Annotated in this window: 15 protein-coding genes; 5 read left to right on the forward strand and 10 right to left on the reverse strand. The window is 74.8% G+C overall.

The genetic code is table 11. The features are described 5' to 3' along the window. Both ACFTWP_RS02355 and ACFTWP_RS02360 read left to right on the forward strand, forming a co-directional pair. On the forward strand, positions 1-909 hold a 909-nt coding region (locus tag ACFTWP_RS02355; RefSeq protein ID WP_380261773.1), incomplete at its 5' end, for a carbohydrate binding domain-containing protein. Between the two features lie 419 nt (positions 910-1,328). Then, positions 1,329-2,312 carry an NAD-dependent epimerase/dehydratase family protein gene (locus ACFTWP_RS02360; RefSeq protein ID WP_380261775.1) on the forward strand — a complete coding sequence of 328 codons (984 nt, stop codon included), beginning with the start codon at positions 1,329-1,331 and terminating at the stop codon, positions 2,310-2,312. A gap of 63 nt (positions 2,313-2,375) precedes the next feature. Here the strand turns inward: ACFTWP_RS02360 and ACFTWP_RS02365 are convergent, their stop codons facing one another. The 5 genes from ACFTWP_RS02365 to ACFTWP_RS02385 all read right to left on the reverse strand — a co-directional run bounded on the left by ACFTWP_RS02365 (position 2,376) and on the right by ACFTWP_RS02385 (position 7,383). Beyond that, on the reverse strand, positions 2,376-3,674 hold the full coding sequence (locus ACFTWP_RS02365; protein ID WP_380261777.1) for a multidrug effflux MFS transporter: 1,299 nt from the start codon (positions 3,672-3,674) through the stop codon (positions 2,376-2,378). 81 nt (positions 3,675-3,755) lie between these two features. Then, the gene (locus tag ACFTWP_RS02370; RefSeq protein ID WP_380261779.1) at positions 3,756-4,262 is read right to left on the reverse strand and encodes a hypothetical protein; all 507 of its coding nucleotides are present in this window, start codon (positions 4,260-4,262) and stop codon (positions 3,756-3,758) included. Between the two features lie 275 nt (positions 4,263-4,537). Next, positions 4,538-5,455, reverse strand: a complete 918-nt coding sequence (locus ACFTWP_RS02375; protein ID WP_380261780.1) for an alkaline phosphatase family protein — start codon at positions 5,453-5,455, stop codon at positions 4,538-4,540. A 293-nt stretch (positions 5,456-5,748) separates the two neighbouring features. Further along, on the reverse strand, positions 5,749-6,102 hold the full coding sequence (locus ACFTWP_RS02380; RefSeq protein ID WP_380261782.1) for a hypothetical protein: 354 nt from the start codon (positions 6,100-6,102) through the stop codon (positions 5,749-5,751). Positions 6,103-6,204: 102 nt separating this feature from the next. Beyond that, on the reverse strand, positions 6,205-7,383 hold the full coding sequence (locus ACFTWP_RS02385; protein WP_380261784.1) for an acyl-CoA dehydrogenase family protein: 1,179 nt from the start codon (positions 7,381-7,383) through the stop codon (positions 6,205-6,207). Positions 7,384-7,591: 208 nt separating this feature from the next. On the opposite strand from ACFTWP_RS02385, the gene ACFTWP_RS02390 reads away from it, so the two are divergent. Further along, complete coding sequence (locus ACFTWP_RS02390) at positions 7,592-7,912, forward strand: hypothetical protein (protein ID WP_380261786.1); 321 nt, start codon at positions 7,592-7,594, stop codon at positions 7,910-7,912. A 450-nt stretch (positions 7,913-8,362) separates the two neighbouring features. Beyond that, the gene (locus ACFTWP_RS02395; protein WP_380261788.1) at positions 8,363-9,358 is read left to right on the forward strand and encodes a chitinase; all 996 of its coding nucleotides are present in this window, start codon (positions 8,363-8,365) and stop codon (positions 9,356-9,358) included. A gap of 62 nt (positions 9,359-9,420) precedes the next feature. Here the strand turns inward: ACFTWP_RS02395 and ACFTWP_RS02400 are convergent, their stop codons facing one another. Then, positions 9,421-11,241, reverse strand: a complete 1,821-nt coding sequence (locus ACFTWP_RS02400; RefSeq protein WP_380261790.1) for a cholesterol oxidase substrate-binding domain-containing protein — start codon at positions 11,239-11,241, stop codon at positions 9,421-9,423. 228 nt (positions 11,242-11,469) lie between these two features. Then, positions 11,470-11,865 carry an MmcQ/YjbR family DNA-binding protein gene (locus tag ACFTWP_RS02405; RefSeq protein ID WP_380262130.1) on the reverse strand — a complete coding sequence of 132 codons (396 nt, stop codon included), beginning with the start codon at positions 11,863-11,865 and terminating at the stop codon, positions 11,470-11,472. A 186-nt stretch (positions 11,866-12,051) separates the two neighbouring features. Between ACFTWP_RS02405 and ACFTWP_RS02410 the strand changes: the two genes are divergently transcribed. Next, entirely contained in the window at positions 12,052-13,482 is a 1,431-nt protein-coding gene (locus ACFTWP_RS02410; RefSeq protein ID WP_380261792.1) for a class II fumarate hydratase, read from the forward strand. Positions 13,483-13,721: 239 nt separating this feature from the next. On the opposite strand, the gene ACFTWP_RS02415 is transcribed toward ACFTWP_RS02410, so the two are convergent. The 3 genes from ACFTWP_RS02415 to ACFTWP_RS02425 all read right to left on the reverse strand — a co-directional run bounded on the left by ACFTWP_RS02415 (position 13,722) and on the right by ACFTWP_RS02425 (position 15,993). Continuing rightward, positions 13,722-14,189: an SPW repeat protein gene (locus tag ACFTWP_RS02415; RefSeq protein ID WP_380262132.1), complete on the reverse strand. Its 468-nt coding sequence runs from the start codon at positions 14,187-14,189 to the stop codon at positions 13,722-13,724. A 135-nt stretch (positions 14,190-14,324) separates the two neighbouring features. Further along, on the reverse strand, positions 14,325-15,413 hold the full coding sequence (locus ACFTWP_RS02420; RefSeq protein ID WP_380261794.1) for a winged helix DNA-binding domain-containing protein: 1,089 nt from the start codon (positions 15,411-15,413) through the stop codon (positions 14,325-14,327). 100 nt (positions 15,414-15,513) lie between these two features. Next, the gene (locus ACFTWP_RS02425; RefSeq protein ID WP_380261796.1) at positions 15,514-15,993 is read right to left on the reverse strand and encodes a YbaK/EbsC family protein; all 480 of its coding nucleotides are present in this window, start codon (positions 15,991-15,993) and stop codon (positions 15,514-15,516) included. Positions 15,994-16,100: the final 107 nt, after the last annotated feature.

Consider the following 16,100-nt stretch of genomic DNA (forward strand, 5'->3'; position numbering starts at 1 on the left):
CAGAGCCTGGCCCTGACCGTCACCGGCGCCCCCGCCGGCGTCACCGCCACCATCAACCCCGGCACGGTGAACGCCGGTTCGGCCGCCACCCTGTCCGTCACCACCACCGCCGCCACGGCCCCCGGCAGCTACCCGCTGACCGTCAAGGCCACCGGCGCCTCCGGCAGCCACACCGCCACCTACACCCTGACCGTCACCGGGACCCAGCCGGGCAACGACTTCTCGGTCGCGCTCAGCCCCGCCGCCGGTTCGGTCGTCGCGGGCTCGGCCACCACGGCCGGCATCGCCACCGCCGTCACCTCCGGCGCCGCCCAGAGCCTGGCCCTGACCGTCACCGGCGCCCCCGCCGGCGTCACCGCCACCATCAACCCCGGCACGGTGAACGCCGGTTCGGCCGCCACCCTGTCCATCAGCACCACCGCCGCGACCGCCGCCGGCAGCTACCCGCTGACCGTCAAGGCCACCGGCGCCTCCGGCAGCCACACCGCCACCTACACCCTGACCGTGACGGGCGGCACCACGCCGACCGGCCTGGTCAACGGCGGCCTGGAGACCGGCAGCCTCGCCCCCTGGACCTGCCAGAGCGGCGGCGCCGTGGTCAGCACCCCGGTCCACAGCGGCACCCGCGCACTGCAGGCCGCCGTGACCGCCGGCCAGACCGGCGAGTGCGCGCAGACCGTCACCCTGCTGCCCAACCACAGCTACACGCTGTCCGGCTGGGTCCAGGGCAACTACGCCTACATCGGCGTGAGCGGCGGCGCGACGGCCAGCACCTGGACGCCGAACGCCACCAGCTGGACCAAGCTGACCGTCCCGTTCACCACCGGCGCCTCCGGCACCGTGAGCGTCTACCTGCACGGCTGGTACGGCCAGGGCACCGTCTTCGGCGACGACTTCTCCATCGCCTGACCTTCTCCACCTCCTGACCGACCCCGCCCGGCATTGCCCGGCATCGGACGGCGCCGGACCCACCGGTAGGTCCCGGTAGGTTCCGGAATGCCTCGGACGGCGCCGTCCACGTCCGACGCCCCACCCGTCGCCGGGTGCCGCGCAGGCCATCACCTGCGCGGCACCCGGCGGCGGCGTTCGGCGACGTCCGGCATTCGGCGGTATCCAGCGGTATGCGGCGGCATTCGGCGGGCGACCATCGGCGGGCGGGTTCGGTGAGCGGGGTTCGGTGGCGTTGGACGGGCGGCGGCGTTCGTCCGGTGCCGTGGTGTCCGGTGCCGGGGTGTCCGGGGCCGGATGAGGCATGATCGGCAGCATCGACGCGGGCTTCCCACGCGGCCGGACGAAGCCCGCGACCGTCGAACCGCCGGAGGACCCAGATGCGCCAGGCACTCGTCACCGGAGCCACCGGAACCGTCGGCCACCCGCTGGCCCGGCTGCTCGCCGAGCGCGGCGTCCGCGTCCGGGCGCTGGTCCGCGACCCGGGCAGGGCCGTGCTCCCGGCCGGTGTCGAGGTCTGGCCCGGCGACCTGACCGAGGGCGGCACGCTGCGTGCGGCCGTCCAGGGCTGCGACACCGTCTTCCACACCGCCGGGCTGCCCGAGCAGTGGCTGCGGGACCGCTCGCTCTTCGGCCGGGTCAACGTCGACGGCACCCGCGCCCTGGTCGAGGCCGCCCTCGCCGAGCAGGTCGAGACCTTCGTCCACACCAGCACGATGGACGTCTTCGAACGCCCCCGCGACCTCCCCTTCGACGAGTCGGCCATCGCCGAACACCCGCTGCACACCGCGTACGAGCGGTCCAAGCAGCAGGCCGACCGGCTGGTCACCGCCGCCCTCGGACGCGGGCTTCCGGCCAGGTTCGTCCACCCGTCCGCGGTGTTCGGGCCCGGACCGACCCGCCCCACGGCGCTCAACCGCCTCCTGGTCGACCTGGCCCGGAACAAGGTGCCGGCGCTGCCGCCCGGGGGAATGGCCGTGGTCCTCAACGAGGACCTCGCGGCGGGCCAGCTGCGCGCCGCGCAGGCGCCGGTCGGCTCGCGCTACCTGTTCTCCGACCGGTTCCTGGAGCTGCCCGAGATCGCCGGCCTGGTGAAGCTGGCCGTGCCGACCGCCCGGGTGCCGATGACCCTGGCCGGCCCCGCCGCCTGGGCACTCGCCGGCATCGGGGAGCTGACGTCCAAGGTCACCGGCCGGCCGCCGCTGCTCTCCTTCGGCGAGCTGCACTTCCTCGGCTCCGAGCTCACTCCGGACGCGCGCCGGGCCCGCGCGGAGCTGGGCTGGTCCCCCAGCGAGACGGGCGACGCGGTGGCCCGTACGCTGCGGGCCTTCGGCGTCCGTCTGCCCCCGACGGGCCCGGTGTGAGTCACGGCGGGTGAGCGGGGCGAACGACTGACCGCCGACGATCGACCACTGACCATCGACCGATCACAGCTGACGGATTTCACCATCTGTCATCGCGACTCCGGATACCGTCACCCGCTGCCAGGGTCGGCAGAGCACCAGGTACGCGGTGCCCGCCAGCGTCGAGCAACCCAGCACCACGGCCCCCAGCACCAGGGCGGAGGGCTCGCCGCCGGCGCTGCTCAGTGGCGCGACCAGCGCACCGCACAGGAACGTCCCCACACCCAGCAGGGCGGAGGCCGAACCGGCGGCGGCGGGCTCCACCATGGTGAGCGCCTGCGCCGCCGAATTCGGCAGCACCACGCCCATGCTCGCCATCATCACGAACACCGCCGGGCAGAACCCGGCCAGCCCGAGGTCCCAGACACCGGTGAGCAGCAACAGCGCGGCCGCCGCCACGGCGCCGGTCGCGAGCCCCGCCGTCATCAGCGCACGGGCGGAGAAGCGGTGGGCGAGCAGCCGCCCGTTCAGCTGCGTCATGCCGACGATGGCCAGCGAGTTCAGCCCGAAGAGCAGGCTATAGGTCTGCGGTGAGACCCCGTAGACCTGCTGCAGGACGAAGGACGAGCCGCTGATGTAGCCGAACAGCGCCCCGAAGGCGAAGGTGCTGGTCAGAACGAGCCCGAGGAAGCGGAGGTCCTTCAGCAGCCTGCCGATGGTCCGCAGGGTGCCGGTCAGCCCGCCCCCGTGGCGGGCCTGCGGAGGCAGGGTCTCGCGCAGCGAGATCAGGGCGAAGACCGTGAGCAGCACGCCGAGGACGCCGAGCGCGCCGAAGGTGCCGCGCCAGCTGGCGACCCGCATCAGCTGCGCGCCGAGCATCGGCGCGAGGATCGGCGCGAGGCCCGATATCAGCCCGATCGAGGCGAGGAAGCGGACGACCGCGACGCCCTCGTAGCGGTCCCGGGCGATGGCCCGGCCGATGACCAGTCCGGCCGCGCCGGCCATGCCCTGCAGGAACCGGCCCGCCACCAGCAGCGGCAGCGTGCCGGCCAGCAGGCAGAGCAGGGTGGCGGCCGAGTAGACGAACAGGCCCGCCAGCAGCGGACGGCGGCGGCCGAGGCGGTCGCTGAGCGGTCCGAACAGCAGCTGGCCGGCGGCGACCCCGAGCAGCGAGAAGGTCAGGGTGAGCTGGGCGGCCGCCGGGCTGGTGTGCAGGTCGGCGGTGAGTTCGGGGAGTGCGGGCAGGTAGAGGTCGGTGGTGAGCGGGCCGAGGGCGACCAGCCCGCCCAGCACGACGATGCCGGTCCGGCCGACGCCGGTGGGTTCGGAGGGACGGGAGAGGGTCGACTGCACACCGGTGGTATCGGCGGTCGGGCCGGGCATGGGGCTCCTCACGGGCGTCGGGTGCTCGCTCCGTCCTACCTCAGCCGGTCGCCCGACCGATACCCGGGGCCCCCAGGTGGATCATCGGCCCGCTGCCGCGTTCCCCCGCATGGCGGCCCGTGCGCTCGCGCCGTCCTGCCAGGCGAACAGCTGATCCCCGGCCAGCACGACGGTGTAGTGGCCGCAGTGGCCGGCCAGTCCGGCCGCCGGCTCGGCGGGGAACCAGCGGGCCTTGAGCCTGGTCGCGCCCGGCCGGTCCTTGGCGGCCGCGCCGGCCCGGACCGGTCCGCCCGTCCGGTCGACCGGCGTGCAGCCGGCCGGCAGGCGTCCGGCGGAGACGGTCGCCCGGAGCAGGCTGTCGTGGGTGGTGGGCGACCACAGGTAGCGGACGGCGGTCGCGTCGTCCGGGAGCCAGGCCGGCACCGCGTGACGGCCGGCCTTGGCGGCACTGCCGGAGGTGTAGCTGGCCTGCTCGCGGTGGTGCCCCTCGTACCAGTCCGCCATCCGGGGGCCGAAGGCCACCGTCGCGACGGCGACCGCCATACCCGCGCCCGCCACTCCCAGTGCGAGCTTGCCCAGCATCCCCATGACCGCTCCAGCCCCTTCGTCCGGCTGCCGTACCGCCGGTTCTCCTTGTGCTCCATCCTGTCCCGCCCGCCCCGACGCGGCATCAGCACGAGGTCGTGAACCCCCCTCCACCCCTGGGGGTACGGCCTCCGACCTGAGAGGTACGCCAAGGGCGGCCGGCGGGCCGTGGGCGGGTGCTGTCATCCGGTCAGACGGGTGACGGCACGCGCCGGGGCCGCCCCGCACGAGCTCGGTCCGGCCCGGCCCGGCCCGAGGGCCGGTCAGCCGGTCCCTGGTCAGCCCGCGGCCGTGCCGAGCCCGGCGACCGCCGCCTCGGCCCGCACCTCGGGGTCGTCCTGCCGCCGGATCGGGAACGGCCGTCCGTCCAGGGTCCAGTGCGGGTCCACCGGACGGCCCAGCGAGGCGTACACCTGGGCGGCCACGTCCACGTGGCGGATCACCCCGACCGGCGGCGCGGCCGGGATGTCCGGGCCGGCGCAGGCCACCCACGCCGTCCGCTCCTCGGGCGAGTCGCCGCCGTGCCCGCCGGCGTCCACGTGCCCGTGATCGGTGACGACGATGACGGTCCAGGCCTCCTGCGCGTGGTCGGCCCGGCCCCGGACGGCGTCCAGCAGGCGCCCGAGCCGGTCGTCCGCCGCCCGCATCGCGGCCCGGTACTCCGCCCCGCAGCCGAGGAAGTGCGCCGTCTCGTCCACCGCGCCCAGGTACACGAAGGAGGCCTCCGGGTCGGCGGTGGCCAGCACGTGGACGGCCTCGCGGGTGACCTCCTCGTCGACCTCCTCCCAGGCCTCGGGGGTGTCGGCGGCCGGGGCGATGTAGGAGAGCCGTCCGGGGGCGCGGAACAGCGGGCCGCCCGCCATGGCGAGCAGCAGCGGCTCCCAGCCCGCGGCGACGAAGGTCCGCCGCCCGTCGAGCCTGGCCAGCCGGGTGGCGAAGTCCGGGAAGACGTCCAACCGGTTGCCCCCGAGGTGGTTGCCCCAGACGCCGTGCTTGGCCGCCGTCACGCCGGTCACGACGGTCGCCCAGCAGGGGCCCGACATGGTCGGCGTGTCCGCGTCCACCTCGACCGGCGCGAGGAACCCGGCCGCGGCGACCTCGGCCAGTCGCGGCATCACCGCCTCGGACAGCAGGTCGTGCCGCACCCCGTCGATGCCGACGACGAGGACGTGCGGGGTGCGGGGCGTGGTGGTCAAGGGGGTTCCTCCCGGTGGTGCGGCCGAGCCGTGTGCCCGGTCGGCGCGCCGCTGCACCGCCCACCGGCCCGGCCATGCTGCCGCCACCGCCGGACCGGCCGGTGTTCTGCCGGTGAACTCGCGGCATCCGCCGGGTGGCGCTCGTCCTCCGGCGGGCCCGACGTGGTGCGAAGCGGTCGGACAGTACGAACCGGCGGGCCCGGCCGGGCGGCGACGGGAGGCCGCGGGAGGCGGGCGGAAGGGGTTGGGAGGCGGCGGAGGGGGCCGGTGGCCGAAGGGCGGGCCGTGGGGCCTCAGGGCGCCGGACGGAACTCGCGTACCACCTCGATCGGCCCCACGATGTGCCGGTTGAACTCCTCCAACTCCTCCGCCGGAACCCAGAGTTCCAGGATCGTCCGGCCGCCGGCCTGCTGCACGGGGTACCGGGCGAGGAAGGCCGAGTCGACCTCGAAACGCGTGACGTAGCCGACGCCCGAGGCCGGGACGTTCCAGTCCCGGGCGATCCGGACGGCGTAGTCCTCGTTGAGCACGGGGTAGAAGATCGGCTGGTCCGGGAGCCTGGGCGGCCAGGCCCGCCAGCCGGAGGCCTCCACCAGGGCGAGCTCCTGCGGTCCGGTGGGGCGCCAGAGGGTGGTCGTGCCGCTCATGTCCGGGCTCTCTGCGTAGGGGGCGCTTGGTGACCACCGACCCTAACCGGCTCGCCGCCCGGGCGGCGAGCCGGTTTCCCGCGGACGCGGAGCGAGGACCCGTCAGTGGTAGGCGGCCTCACCGGTGATGGCCTGGCCGAGCACCAGGGTGTGGATCTCACTGGTGCCCTCGTAGGTCAGCACCGACTCCAGGTTGTTGGCGTGCCGCAGCACCGGGTACTCGGTGGTGATGCCGTTGGCACCGAGGATCGTCCGGGCGCTGCGGGCGATCTCCAGGGCCGCGCGGACGTTGTTGAGTTTGCCGAAGCTGATGTGGGCGGGCGCCGACTCCCCCGCGTCCTTCAGGCGGCCGATCCGCAGCGCGACCAGGTAGGCCTTCTCGACCTCCAGCATCATCTCCACCAGCTTCTGCTGGGTGAGTTGGAAGCCCGCGATCGGGCGGTCGAACTGGATCCGGCTCTTCGCGTAGTCCAGCGCGGTGGTGTAGCAGTCGCGGGCCGCGCCGACGGTGCCCCAGAGGATCCCGTACCGGGCCTCGTTCAGGGAGGACAGCGGGCCGCGCAGACCCGTGACCCCCGGCAGTACGGCGTCGGCGGGCAGCACCACGTCGTCGAGCACCAGTTCGCTGGTCACCGAGGCCCGCAGGGAGAGCTTGCCGTGCACGTCGTTGGCCGAGAAGCCCTTGGTGCCGCGCGGCACCACGAAGCCCCGCACGCCCTCCTCGGTCTGCGCCCAGATCACGGCGGCGTCGGCGATGCTGCCGTTGGTGATCCACATCTTGGTGCCGGACAGCACCCAGTCACCGCCCTTGCGGCGCGCCCTGGTCCGCATGTTGGCCGGGTCGGACCCGAAGTCCGGTTCGGTCAGGCCGAAGCAGCCGATCGCGCGGCCGGCCGCCATCTCCGGCAGCCACTGCTGCTTCTGCTCCTCGGAGCCGAACGCGTGGATGGCGCGCATCGCCAGCGAGCCCTGGACGGAGACGAAGCTGCGCAGCCCCGAGTCGGCCGCCTCCAGCTCCATGCAGGCCACCCCGTACGCCACCGCCGTCGAACCGGTGCAGCCGTACCCGTCGAGGTGCATCCCCAGGACGCCGAGCTCGCCGAGCTCGGGCGCCAGCTCCCGGGCCGGGAACACGCCGCGCTCGAACCAGTCGCCGACGTAGGGCCGGATCCGCTCGTCCGCGAACCGCCGGACGGTGTCGCGGATCAGCCGTTCCTCGTCGGTCAGCAGGTCGCCGACCGCGAGCAGGTCTGCGGGGTCGATGCGGTTCGGCTTCGCCATTGAAGCGCTCCTTGGATTCTCGGAAGGTACTCGCGAGTATTCCGCACCGGACCGCCCGCCCGCACTCCCGGGGAGGTCTCGCGCGGGCCCTTCCCGGCGGGGGACCGCCCCGGGGCCGCGTCCGGGGCGGAACCTAGACTGACCGCCGGGGGAGGGGCGCCGAGGCTCCTCCGCGACAACGCGGCAACGCGGCGGAAGGGGTGGACGAATGGCGCGCTGGGCTCTGGTCGTCGAGGAGACCGACGGCATCGGCGACAACCGGCTGTGGGCTCCGAAGGTCCTCGCGGAGATCGAGGGGAGCCGGGAGGAGGCGCTGGCGGAGTTGAAGCGGATCGTCCCCGGCTACCGGCCGCAGCACCCGGTGAACGACCGCCAGCGCACCCTGCTGCGCGACGGCGACACCTTCCTGCTGATCACGCGGGGCACCATGCGGGAGTACCACTGCATCTTCCGGGTCTGGGAGTTGCTCTGGGACAGCAAGCGGCCGGAGATCCAGCAGGAGCGCCTGCGGGACGACCCGACGGGGTGAGCGAGCCGTCGCCGCCCGCCACGGGCCGATCCGCCCGGTCGAACCGACCGAGGTCGGACCGGTGGGGCGGGCGGTGGGGCGGCCGGCCCTGAAACGACCCGCACCCACCGGGAGGGGTCGCGCCCGGACGGGCGCGGCCCCTCAGCCGTCCACCGGGCGCGCGACCTCGCGCCGCGCCCCCGCGTCGCCCTACGCCCCCGCGTACCGTCGCGCCCTCGCCCGCCGCCTTCCACGGCCCTGCCAGCCCGCACCCTCGCCCACCCTCGCCCGCCCCCGCCGCAACGGGCTTTCGCGCGCCCACTCTTGACGCGTACCGCGCCAGCTGGTTCCCTGTCGCGCAAGGTTAGGAAACTTTCCTAACGCATTCCGAGGCGCATCGCGCCCGCCCGGCCCCCCTGCACCGGTCTCACCGCAGCACCACTCCCCCACGGACCGACGGATTGGTGAACCATGAACCCCCGCAAGCCTCTTCGCCCGCTGCTCGCCCTCGCAGCGGTCGTCTCGCTCACCGGCACCGCCTTCGCCCTGGCCCCCGCCGGGCAGGCCGCCACCCCCGACCCGATCGGCCTCAACGCGCCGTACGAGTACCTGGGTTGGGGCAACCCGCAGAGTCCGACCGCCGTCATGTCGGCGACCGGCGTCAAGCAGTTCACGCTCGCCTTCATGCTCAGCGACGGCGGTTGCAACCCCAAGTGGGACGGCAGCCGGGCCCTCACCGGCGGCAGCGACCAGAGCGCGATCAACAGCATCCGGGCGGCCGGCGGTGACGTGGTGATCTCCTTCGGCGGCTGGAGCGGCAACAAGCTCGGCGAGAAGTGCTCCTCCGCGAGCGCGCTCGCCGGGGCCTACCAGAAGGTGATCAACGCCTACAAGCTCAAGGCGATCGACATCGACATCGAGGACACCGAGGTCGCCAGTGCGACCGTCCGCCAGCGGGTGGTCGACGCCCTGAAGATCGTCAAGAACGACAACCCGGGCATCCGGGAGTACGTCACCTTCGGCACCACCCCGACCGGTCCGGACGCGGCCGGGGTCGACCTGATCAAGAAGGGCGCCAAGGCCGGCCTGGCCCTGGACGGTTGGACGATCATGCCCTTCGACTTCGGCGGCCACAGCGGCTCGATGGGCTCGGTGACCGTGACCGCCGCCGACGGCCTCAAGAAGGCCGTGGCGAGCGCCTACGGCTACGACTCCGCGACCGCCTACCGGCACATCGGCATCTCCTCGATGAACGGGAAGACGGACGAGAGCGACGAGACCGTGTCCGTCGCCGACTTCACCACCATCGCCGACTACGCCAAGGCGCACCACCTCGCCCGCTTCACCTTCTGGTCCGTCAACCGCGACCGGCAGTGCCCCTCGGGCACCCCGGCGGGCGACGCGTGCAGCGGCATCGGCCAGGCGCCGTACGCCTTCACGAAGATCGTCGCCGGCTACCACGGCTGACCCCCGCGCACCGCTCGACGGGTGCGGCGCCGCCGGGCGAGGGGTGCCCGGCGGCGCCGCGCTCAGCGCAGCAGCCCGTCCAGGAAGGGATTGCCGAAGACCCGGTGCGGGTCGTGGCGGTCGAGCACCGCGACCGCCTCGTCCCAGCCGGGGCCGCCGCCCGCGCGATGGCTGTCCGGGATCACCCGGCCGAGCACCTCCGGATCGGCCCAGGCCGCGTCGGCGGTGTACGCCCAGCCCTTGGACCACTCGACCCGCAGGCCGGCCCGGCCGCCGTCGAAGGTGCTCAGCAGGAAGCGCTCGATGTCGCGGCAGAACCGGTGCAGGCCGGGCGTGCCCGGCAGGGTGAGGATGTCCAGCCACACCGCGGTGTCCCACTCGGGGCGGTCCGGACGCGGCCGGAGCGCGGAGAGCAGCGGCGGGCGGGCGCCCGGCACGCCGCACCAGGCCGGATCGTCCAGTCCGGTGACGCGGATCTCCACGGTGCCGTTCACCGGGAACTCGCCGCGGGCCTGGTACTCCGCCAGCAACTGCCGGTAGCGGGCGGCGAACTCGCCGACCACCCACTGGAGGTCGGCCCGCCGGGCGAGCACGGCGTAGCCGTTGGCGGTCATCCTCAGCGTGCTCGGCCGGACGTACTGGAGCAGGGTGCGGGAGGGGCCCCAGAGGTCCGAACGCAGGCCGTCGGCCAGCAGGTGGGTGAGGGTGTCCCCGCTCAGCAGGTCGCGCAGCAGTCCGCCGGAGAGCAGGACGTCGGTGAGGTCGGCGGTCAACGCCAGTTTGGCCACCAGGTACTGGAGTTGCCCGAACAGCGGGGCCGTTCCCCAGGCTCCGCCGACCAGTTGGCCGGCCAGTCGGGCGACCGGCTCCGGGATGTTGTCGGAGAACGGGTAGTTGTAGGGCTCGTCGACCTGCCGGGCGGCGAAGGGCCGGCCGGGGGCGATGCTCCAGGTCTTCAGCCAGGGCCGGTCGGTGAAGGCGAACCAGATCGCCTCGGCCCGGCCGTCGTGGTCGACGAAGCTCGCGAAGGTGCGCGGGTTGCCCGCGGTACCCGGCCTGGCGAACAGCTCGGCGGCCGGGATGTCCAGCCGGCTGACGCAGCGCAGCCGCTGGTCGGCGCCGGCCCGCAGCACCACCTCGGTGAGGAAGGCCCGGCCGAGGTGGACGAGGAAGGCGGCGCTGTCGGCCTCGGACCGGTCGAAGGTGCGCAGCACGTACCGTCCGGCGCCCTCGTCCCGCACCACGGCGGTCAGGCTGGTGACCTGGTTGCTCAGTGAGCCGTAGCCGTGCCCGGCCGGCCTGCTCTCACCGGCGGCCGGTACGGCGGTGCCGTGGCCGCCGATCGCGAGCACCCCGCCGACGGTCACCTCGCCGGGGGCGGGGCAGGCGGCGACGCCGAGGCCGCGGCCCGCCAGGTGGGCGAGCAGGCTCTCCATGGTGGCGCCGGTCTGCACCCGGACGGTGTCGGGCGAGTCCGGCGTGATCGCGGTCAGGTGGGTGGAGGTGTCGACCAGCAGGACCCGGGTCGCCTCGCCCGTGCGGTCGGCGACCGTCAGCGGCGCCCAGGTGTGCCGGTATCCCTGGGCGCGCAGCCGCCAGCCCTGCGCGTGCGCCCAGTCCGCGAGGCCGGCGACCTCCTGCGGGGTGCGGGGCGCGCAGGTCCAGAGCTGGTCGGTGCGGATCTCGCCGGACCAGTTCTCGTACACCCGCCGGTAGACCTCCGTCCCCGCGGGCAGCGAGGGCGGCGGCGCCGACCCGTCGGCCGCGGCGCTGTCCGGTCCGACCGTGCCGCGCAGCAGCCAGGCCGCGCCGCCGAGCCCGGCGGAGGCCCCGATCAGCCCGCGCCGGGTCAGCCCGGGCCCGCGATCGCGCCCTGTGTCCATGCCCGCCCCCACCCCTGGTGTCCGTGTCCCGGCGCCGAGCGGCCCGGTGCCCGGCGCCCGCCCCACGACCGCCCGATCGGACGGTCGCCCGACCGCCCGGTGGGTCCCCGGCGCCTCGGCCGAGCGTACGAAGCCGCCCCCGCGGGGCCGTGGGTATCCGACCGGGCCTCACTCGATCGAGTGAACTCCGGGGTGCCGGCCCGGCCCCCGGGCGGGGGCGGCCGGCCGTCACCGGTCCGTCGGCCGCCCCTCCCCCGGGGCGCGGACGCCGGGCCAGTCCAGGGCCAGCTGGGTGCGGCGCGGGAGCTGGGTGAGGATCAGGTCGTAGGAGTCCTCGATCATCTCGCGCAGCAGGGCGTCCGGCACCGTGCCGTCGAGGACCACGGTGTTCCAGTGCCGCTTGTTGAGGTGCCACCCGGCGGTGATCGCCGGGTACGTCCCGCGCAGCCGGACGGCCACCTCGGGGTCGCACTTCAGGCTCACCTTCAGTGGCCGCGCGTCCAGGGCGCTCAGGGCGAAGATCTTGCCGCCCACCTTGAAGACCGAGGTCTCCGGACCGAACGGGAAGGTCTCCTCCGCCCCGTTGAGAGCCAGGCAGGCGGCCTTGAGCGCGGCGGTCTTCATCGTCATGGGGACAGTCTGCCGGGCGGGCCGTCCGCGGCGCCGGGCGGGATCCGGTCATCCGTTCGAGTGAGAGCGGAAATACCCGGGGCCCGCGCGGGGCTGTGCTGATCAGCGGCCGCCGCGACCGGTGGCCGGCGGCCGCTGTGTGGGCAGTGGCCGTGGGAGCCGAACAGAAGGTGTCGCGCCATGGGTGACGAGCAGGCCAGGCCCGGTCAGCGGGCCGGGGGCGGCGAGCAGGGCTGGCGGGTCGAGCACGACTCGATGGGGGAGGTGCGGGTGCCCGCCGCGGCGAAGTGGCAGGCGCAGACGCAGCGCGCGGTGGAGAACTTCCCGGTGTCGGGTCAGCGGCTGGAGCGCGAGCACATCGCGGCGCTGGCGCGGATCAAGGCGGCGGCGGCCCGGGTGAACGCCCGGCTGGGGGTGCTGGACGAGGAGACGGCGGCGGCGATCGTCTCGGCGGCCGAGGAGGTGGCGGCCGGCGGCCTGGACGACCAGTTCCCGGTGGACGTGTTCCAGACCGGCTCGGGGACGTCCTCGAACATGAACGCCAACGAGGTGATCGCGACCCTGGCCGGCAAGCGGCTCGGCCGGCCGGTGCACCCCAACGACCAGGTGAACGCGAGCCAGTCGTCCAACGACGTCTTCCCCTCGTCGATCCACATCGCCGCGACGGCGGCCGTCACCCGTGACCTGATCCCGGCGCTGGACCACCTGGCGCAGGCCCTGGAGCGCAAGTCCGGGGAGTTCGCGGCGGTGGTGAAGTCCGGCCGGACGCACCTGATGGACGCCACGCCGGTCACCCTCGGGCAGGAGTTCGGCGGGTACGCCGCCCAGGTCGGGTACGGGCGGGAGCGGCTGCTGGCGACCCTGCCCAGGGTCGCGGAGCTGCCGCTGGGCGGCACGGCGGTCGGCACCGGGATCAACACCCCGCCCGGGTTCTCGGCGGCCGTGATCGCGGAGGTCGCCCGGGAGACGGGCCTGCCGCTGACGGAGGCCCGCGACCACTTCGAGGCGCAGGGGGCCAGGGACGGCCTGGTCGAGCTGAGCGGCCAGCTGCGGACGATCGCGGTCGGCTTCACCAAGATCGCCAACGACCTGCGCTGGATGGGGTCGGGCCCGCGCACCGGCCTGGGCGAGATCAACCTGCCCGATCTGCAGCCCGGGTCGTCGATCATGCCCGGCAAGGTGAACCCGGTCCTGCCGGAGGTCGTGCTGATGGTCGCCGCCCAGGTGATCGGCAACGACACCACCGTCACGGTCGCCGGCGCCTCCGGCAACTTCGAGCTCAACGTGATGCTGCCGGTGATCGCCCGCAACGTGCTGGAGTCCGTGCGGCTGCTGGCCAACAGTGCCCGGCTGCTCGCCGACCGCACGGTGGACGGCATCACCGCCAACGTCGAACGGGCCCGCGAGTACGCCGAGTCCTCGCCCTCGGTGGTCACGCCGCTCAACCGGTACATCGGCTACGAGGAGGCGGCGAAGGTCGCCAAGCAGGCCGTGGCGGAGCGCAGGACGATCCGTCAGGTGGTGCTCGACCGCGGCTACCTGGAGCGCGGGCTGCTCACCGAGCAGCAGCTCGACGAGGCGCTGGACGTGCTGCGGATGACCCGCCCCTGACGGCGCCCGGCCCCGGGGGCAGGCCGGGCCGGGCCGGCCGGGCAGGGCAGGGCAGGGCGGGCCGGGCCGGCCGGGCCGGGCAGGGCGGGCCGGGCCGGCCGGGCCGGGCAGGGCGGGCCGGGCAGGCACGGCAGGATCGGCCGGGCCGAACGGAACGGGACGGGGCAGCGGGAGGGCGCAGGCCGCGTACGGCCTGCGCCCCGGGTGGCACGCCCCCGGGCCCAGAGGGGGCGCTGTGGTCAGGAGCCTCCTCCCGCCCCGCGGCCGCCGCCACCACCACGGCGCATCGCGGCCCCGTTGGCGGTCATGGACGCCATCGAGATGGCGGCCAGGCCCAGGAGCACCATGCAGCCGCCGGTGATCAGATTGGTCGTGATGGTCCGTCGGACGTCCACGTTCCCGGCGACGACCCATGGCGCGATCATGCACCAGACGCCGATCGCCGTGGCCGCCCAGGCACGGGCGTGCGTGCGCTCGTACGCCGAGCCGTAGCCGCCCATGAGCAGCGCGAACGCCAGGCCGAGGACCAGGTTGTTGACGACCAGCGTGCCGAAGCCGAGGAAGCCGCTGAACCCGACCACCCACGGCGAGATCGCCAGGAAGAGTCCGGCCAGGACGGCCAGCGCCTCGACGGCCTGGGCCGTCGGGGTCGAGGTGACGCGCTCGTAGCGCTCCCGGAGTTCGACGATGTCCGGGTGATGCTCCATGCCCATCGGAATCTGGGTAGACACCGATACCACCTCCTTGGTTGCGGAACATGGAAGGCGCAAACCCATTACCCATTTTGGCCCTTTTTCTAACACTTTGGGCGATTTACGGGAACGATTCCCGCCCGCCAGACGTCACGGGCGGCCCACCCGCAGCTCCGTCTCCACCCCCAGGAACCGTCCGACCGCCCCCGCCTCCTCGCGCAGACCCCGCAGGACCGGCGGGGCGAGCGCACCGAAGGGCTCCACCCGGAGCGTCGCCGCCCCGCCCGCCCGCTCCGTCCGCCAGCGCCCCAGCACCCGCCCGTCCGCCACCAGAGTCGGGTGGATCACCCCGCCCCCGGCGTTGATCCGCCCGGCGAAGGCCGGGTCCAGCATCAGCGTCCGGTCGCGGTAGCCCAGCAGGTGGTTGTCGTACGCACCGAGCAGACGGACCTCCGGCGGCCCCGCCGCGGGCTCGGATCCGGGGTCGGCGAACAGGCCGGGGGCCACCTCGGGGAGGTCCGCCAGGGCGAGGGCGCGCCGGCAGAGCGTCTTCGGCAGCCCCGACCAGGCGGCCAGGTCGTCGGCGCCGGCCGGCCCGAAGGCCGCGAGGTAGCGGGCGGCGAGCGCGGCGAGGTCCTCGTCCCCGGCCGGGCCGGGCGGCGGGCCCGGTCGAAGGACGTACCCCGGTTCGCGCGGGGCCGTCTCGGCGCCGCGGCAGAGCAGGCCGCGGGCCGCCGCGTAGGCCACCAGATGGGCGGGCGCCTGGCCGGTCGGGTCCACCTCCACGCCGCGCGCGGTCAGCGCGGCGATCAGGTCGGCCCGGCTCAGCGGGGCCGTCAGCACCTCCGGCAGCAGCGCCGCCGCCCGCTCGCAGATCTCGTCGGTCAGCCCCAGCTGGCGGCGCCGGCCCGCGCCGGCCGTGAGGTTGCGGGCACCGAAGATCCGCAGCAGCCACGGCAGGTCGGCGGCCGGGACGAGGTGCAGGGTGCCGCGCATCAGCCAGCTGGCGACGACCTCCCCCGCCCGGTGGGCCGCGTCCACCTCGACGGCGGTGCCGACGCCCCGGGCGCGCAGTCCGAGCCGGGCGGCCGCCGTGTCCTGGGCCTGGACGCCGGGGGCCCGCCCGGCCACGGCCGCCACCGCGCCGGGCGGCGACCCGCCGGCGGCGGGGCCGGGGCGGGCCGGGTCGAACTGGGCGTGCATCCGCCATCGCAGCAGTCGGGTCTCGTCCGTCGTCACCCGGCCATTCTTCGCGCCCGCGCCCGCCCGGGCAGCCTCCGGCACCGAAACACCGGTCCGGGCCGGCCCGGGCCGAAACACCCGGCAGGCCGGGCCCGGCTCAGTTCACCGGTACCGCGGTGCCGCCGGTGAGGGCGAGCAGCTGCTCGAAGGTGGTGGCGAAGACCGTGTGCGGGTGCCCGGCGGCGGCCCACACCTCGGGGTGCCCGGCGAGCGTCTCGTCGACCAGGGTGCGCACCGGGGCCGGGTGACCGACGGGCGCGACCCCGCCGATCGGCTGACCGGTGTGCTCGCGGACGAAGTCCGGGGTGGCGCGCCTGATCCGGCCGGCCCCGATCAGGCTGGCCAGCTTCGCCGTGTCCACCCGGTGCGCGCCGCTGGTGAGCACCAGCAGCGGGGCCCCGTCGGCGTCGAAGACCAGGCTGTTGGCGATCGCCCCGACCTGGCAGCCGAGCTGCTGCGCGGCGGCCGCGGCGGTCGGCGCCGTCTCCGGCAGGACCCGGACGGCCGGTTCGGCGCCGCCGGCCCGCAGTGCCGCCTCGACGGCCCGGACGTTCGGATGACTGGTGATCCGCTCCATGCCGGCGATGCTACCGCCCGGCGCCCGGGGCCGGGTGGCCTCGGACCACGGGCGTCCGGGCACGCCGTCGGCGGGGCCCGCGTGAGCTGTGTCTCAACCGGGCGGGG

The organism is Kitasatospora sp. NPDC057015, assembly GCF_042673745.1.
Classification (GTDB): domain Bacteria; phylum Actinomycetota; class Actinomycetes; order Streptomycetales; family Streptomycetaceae; genus Kitasatospora.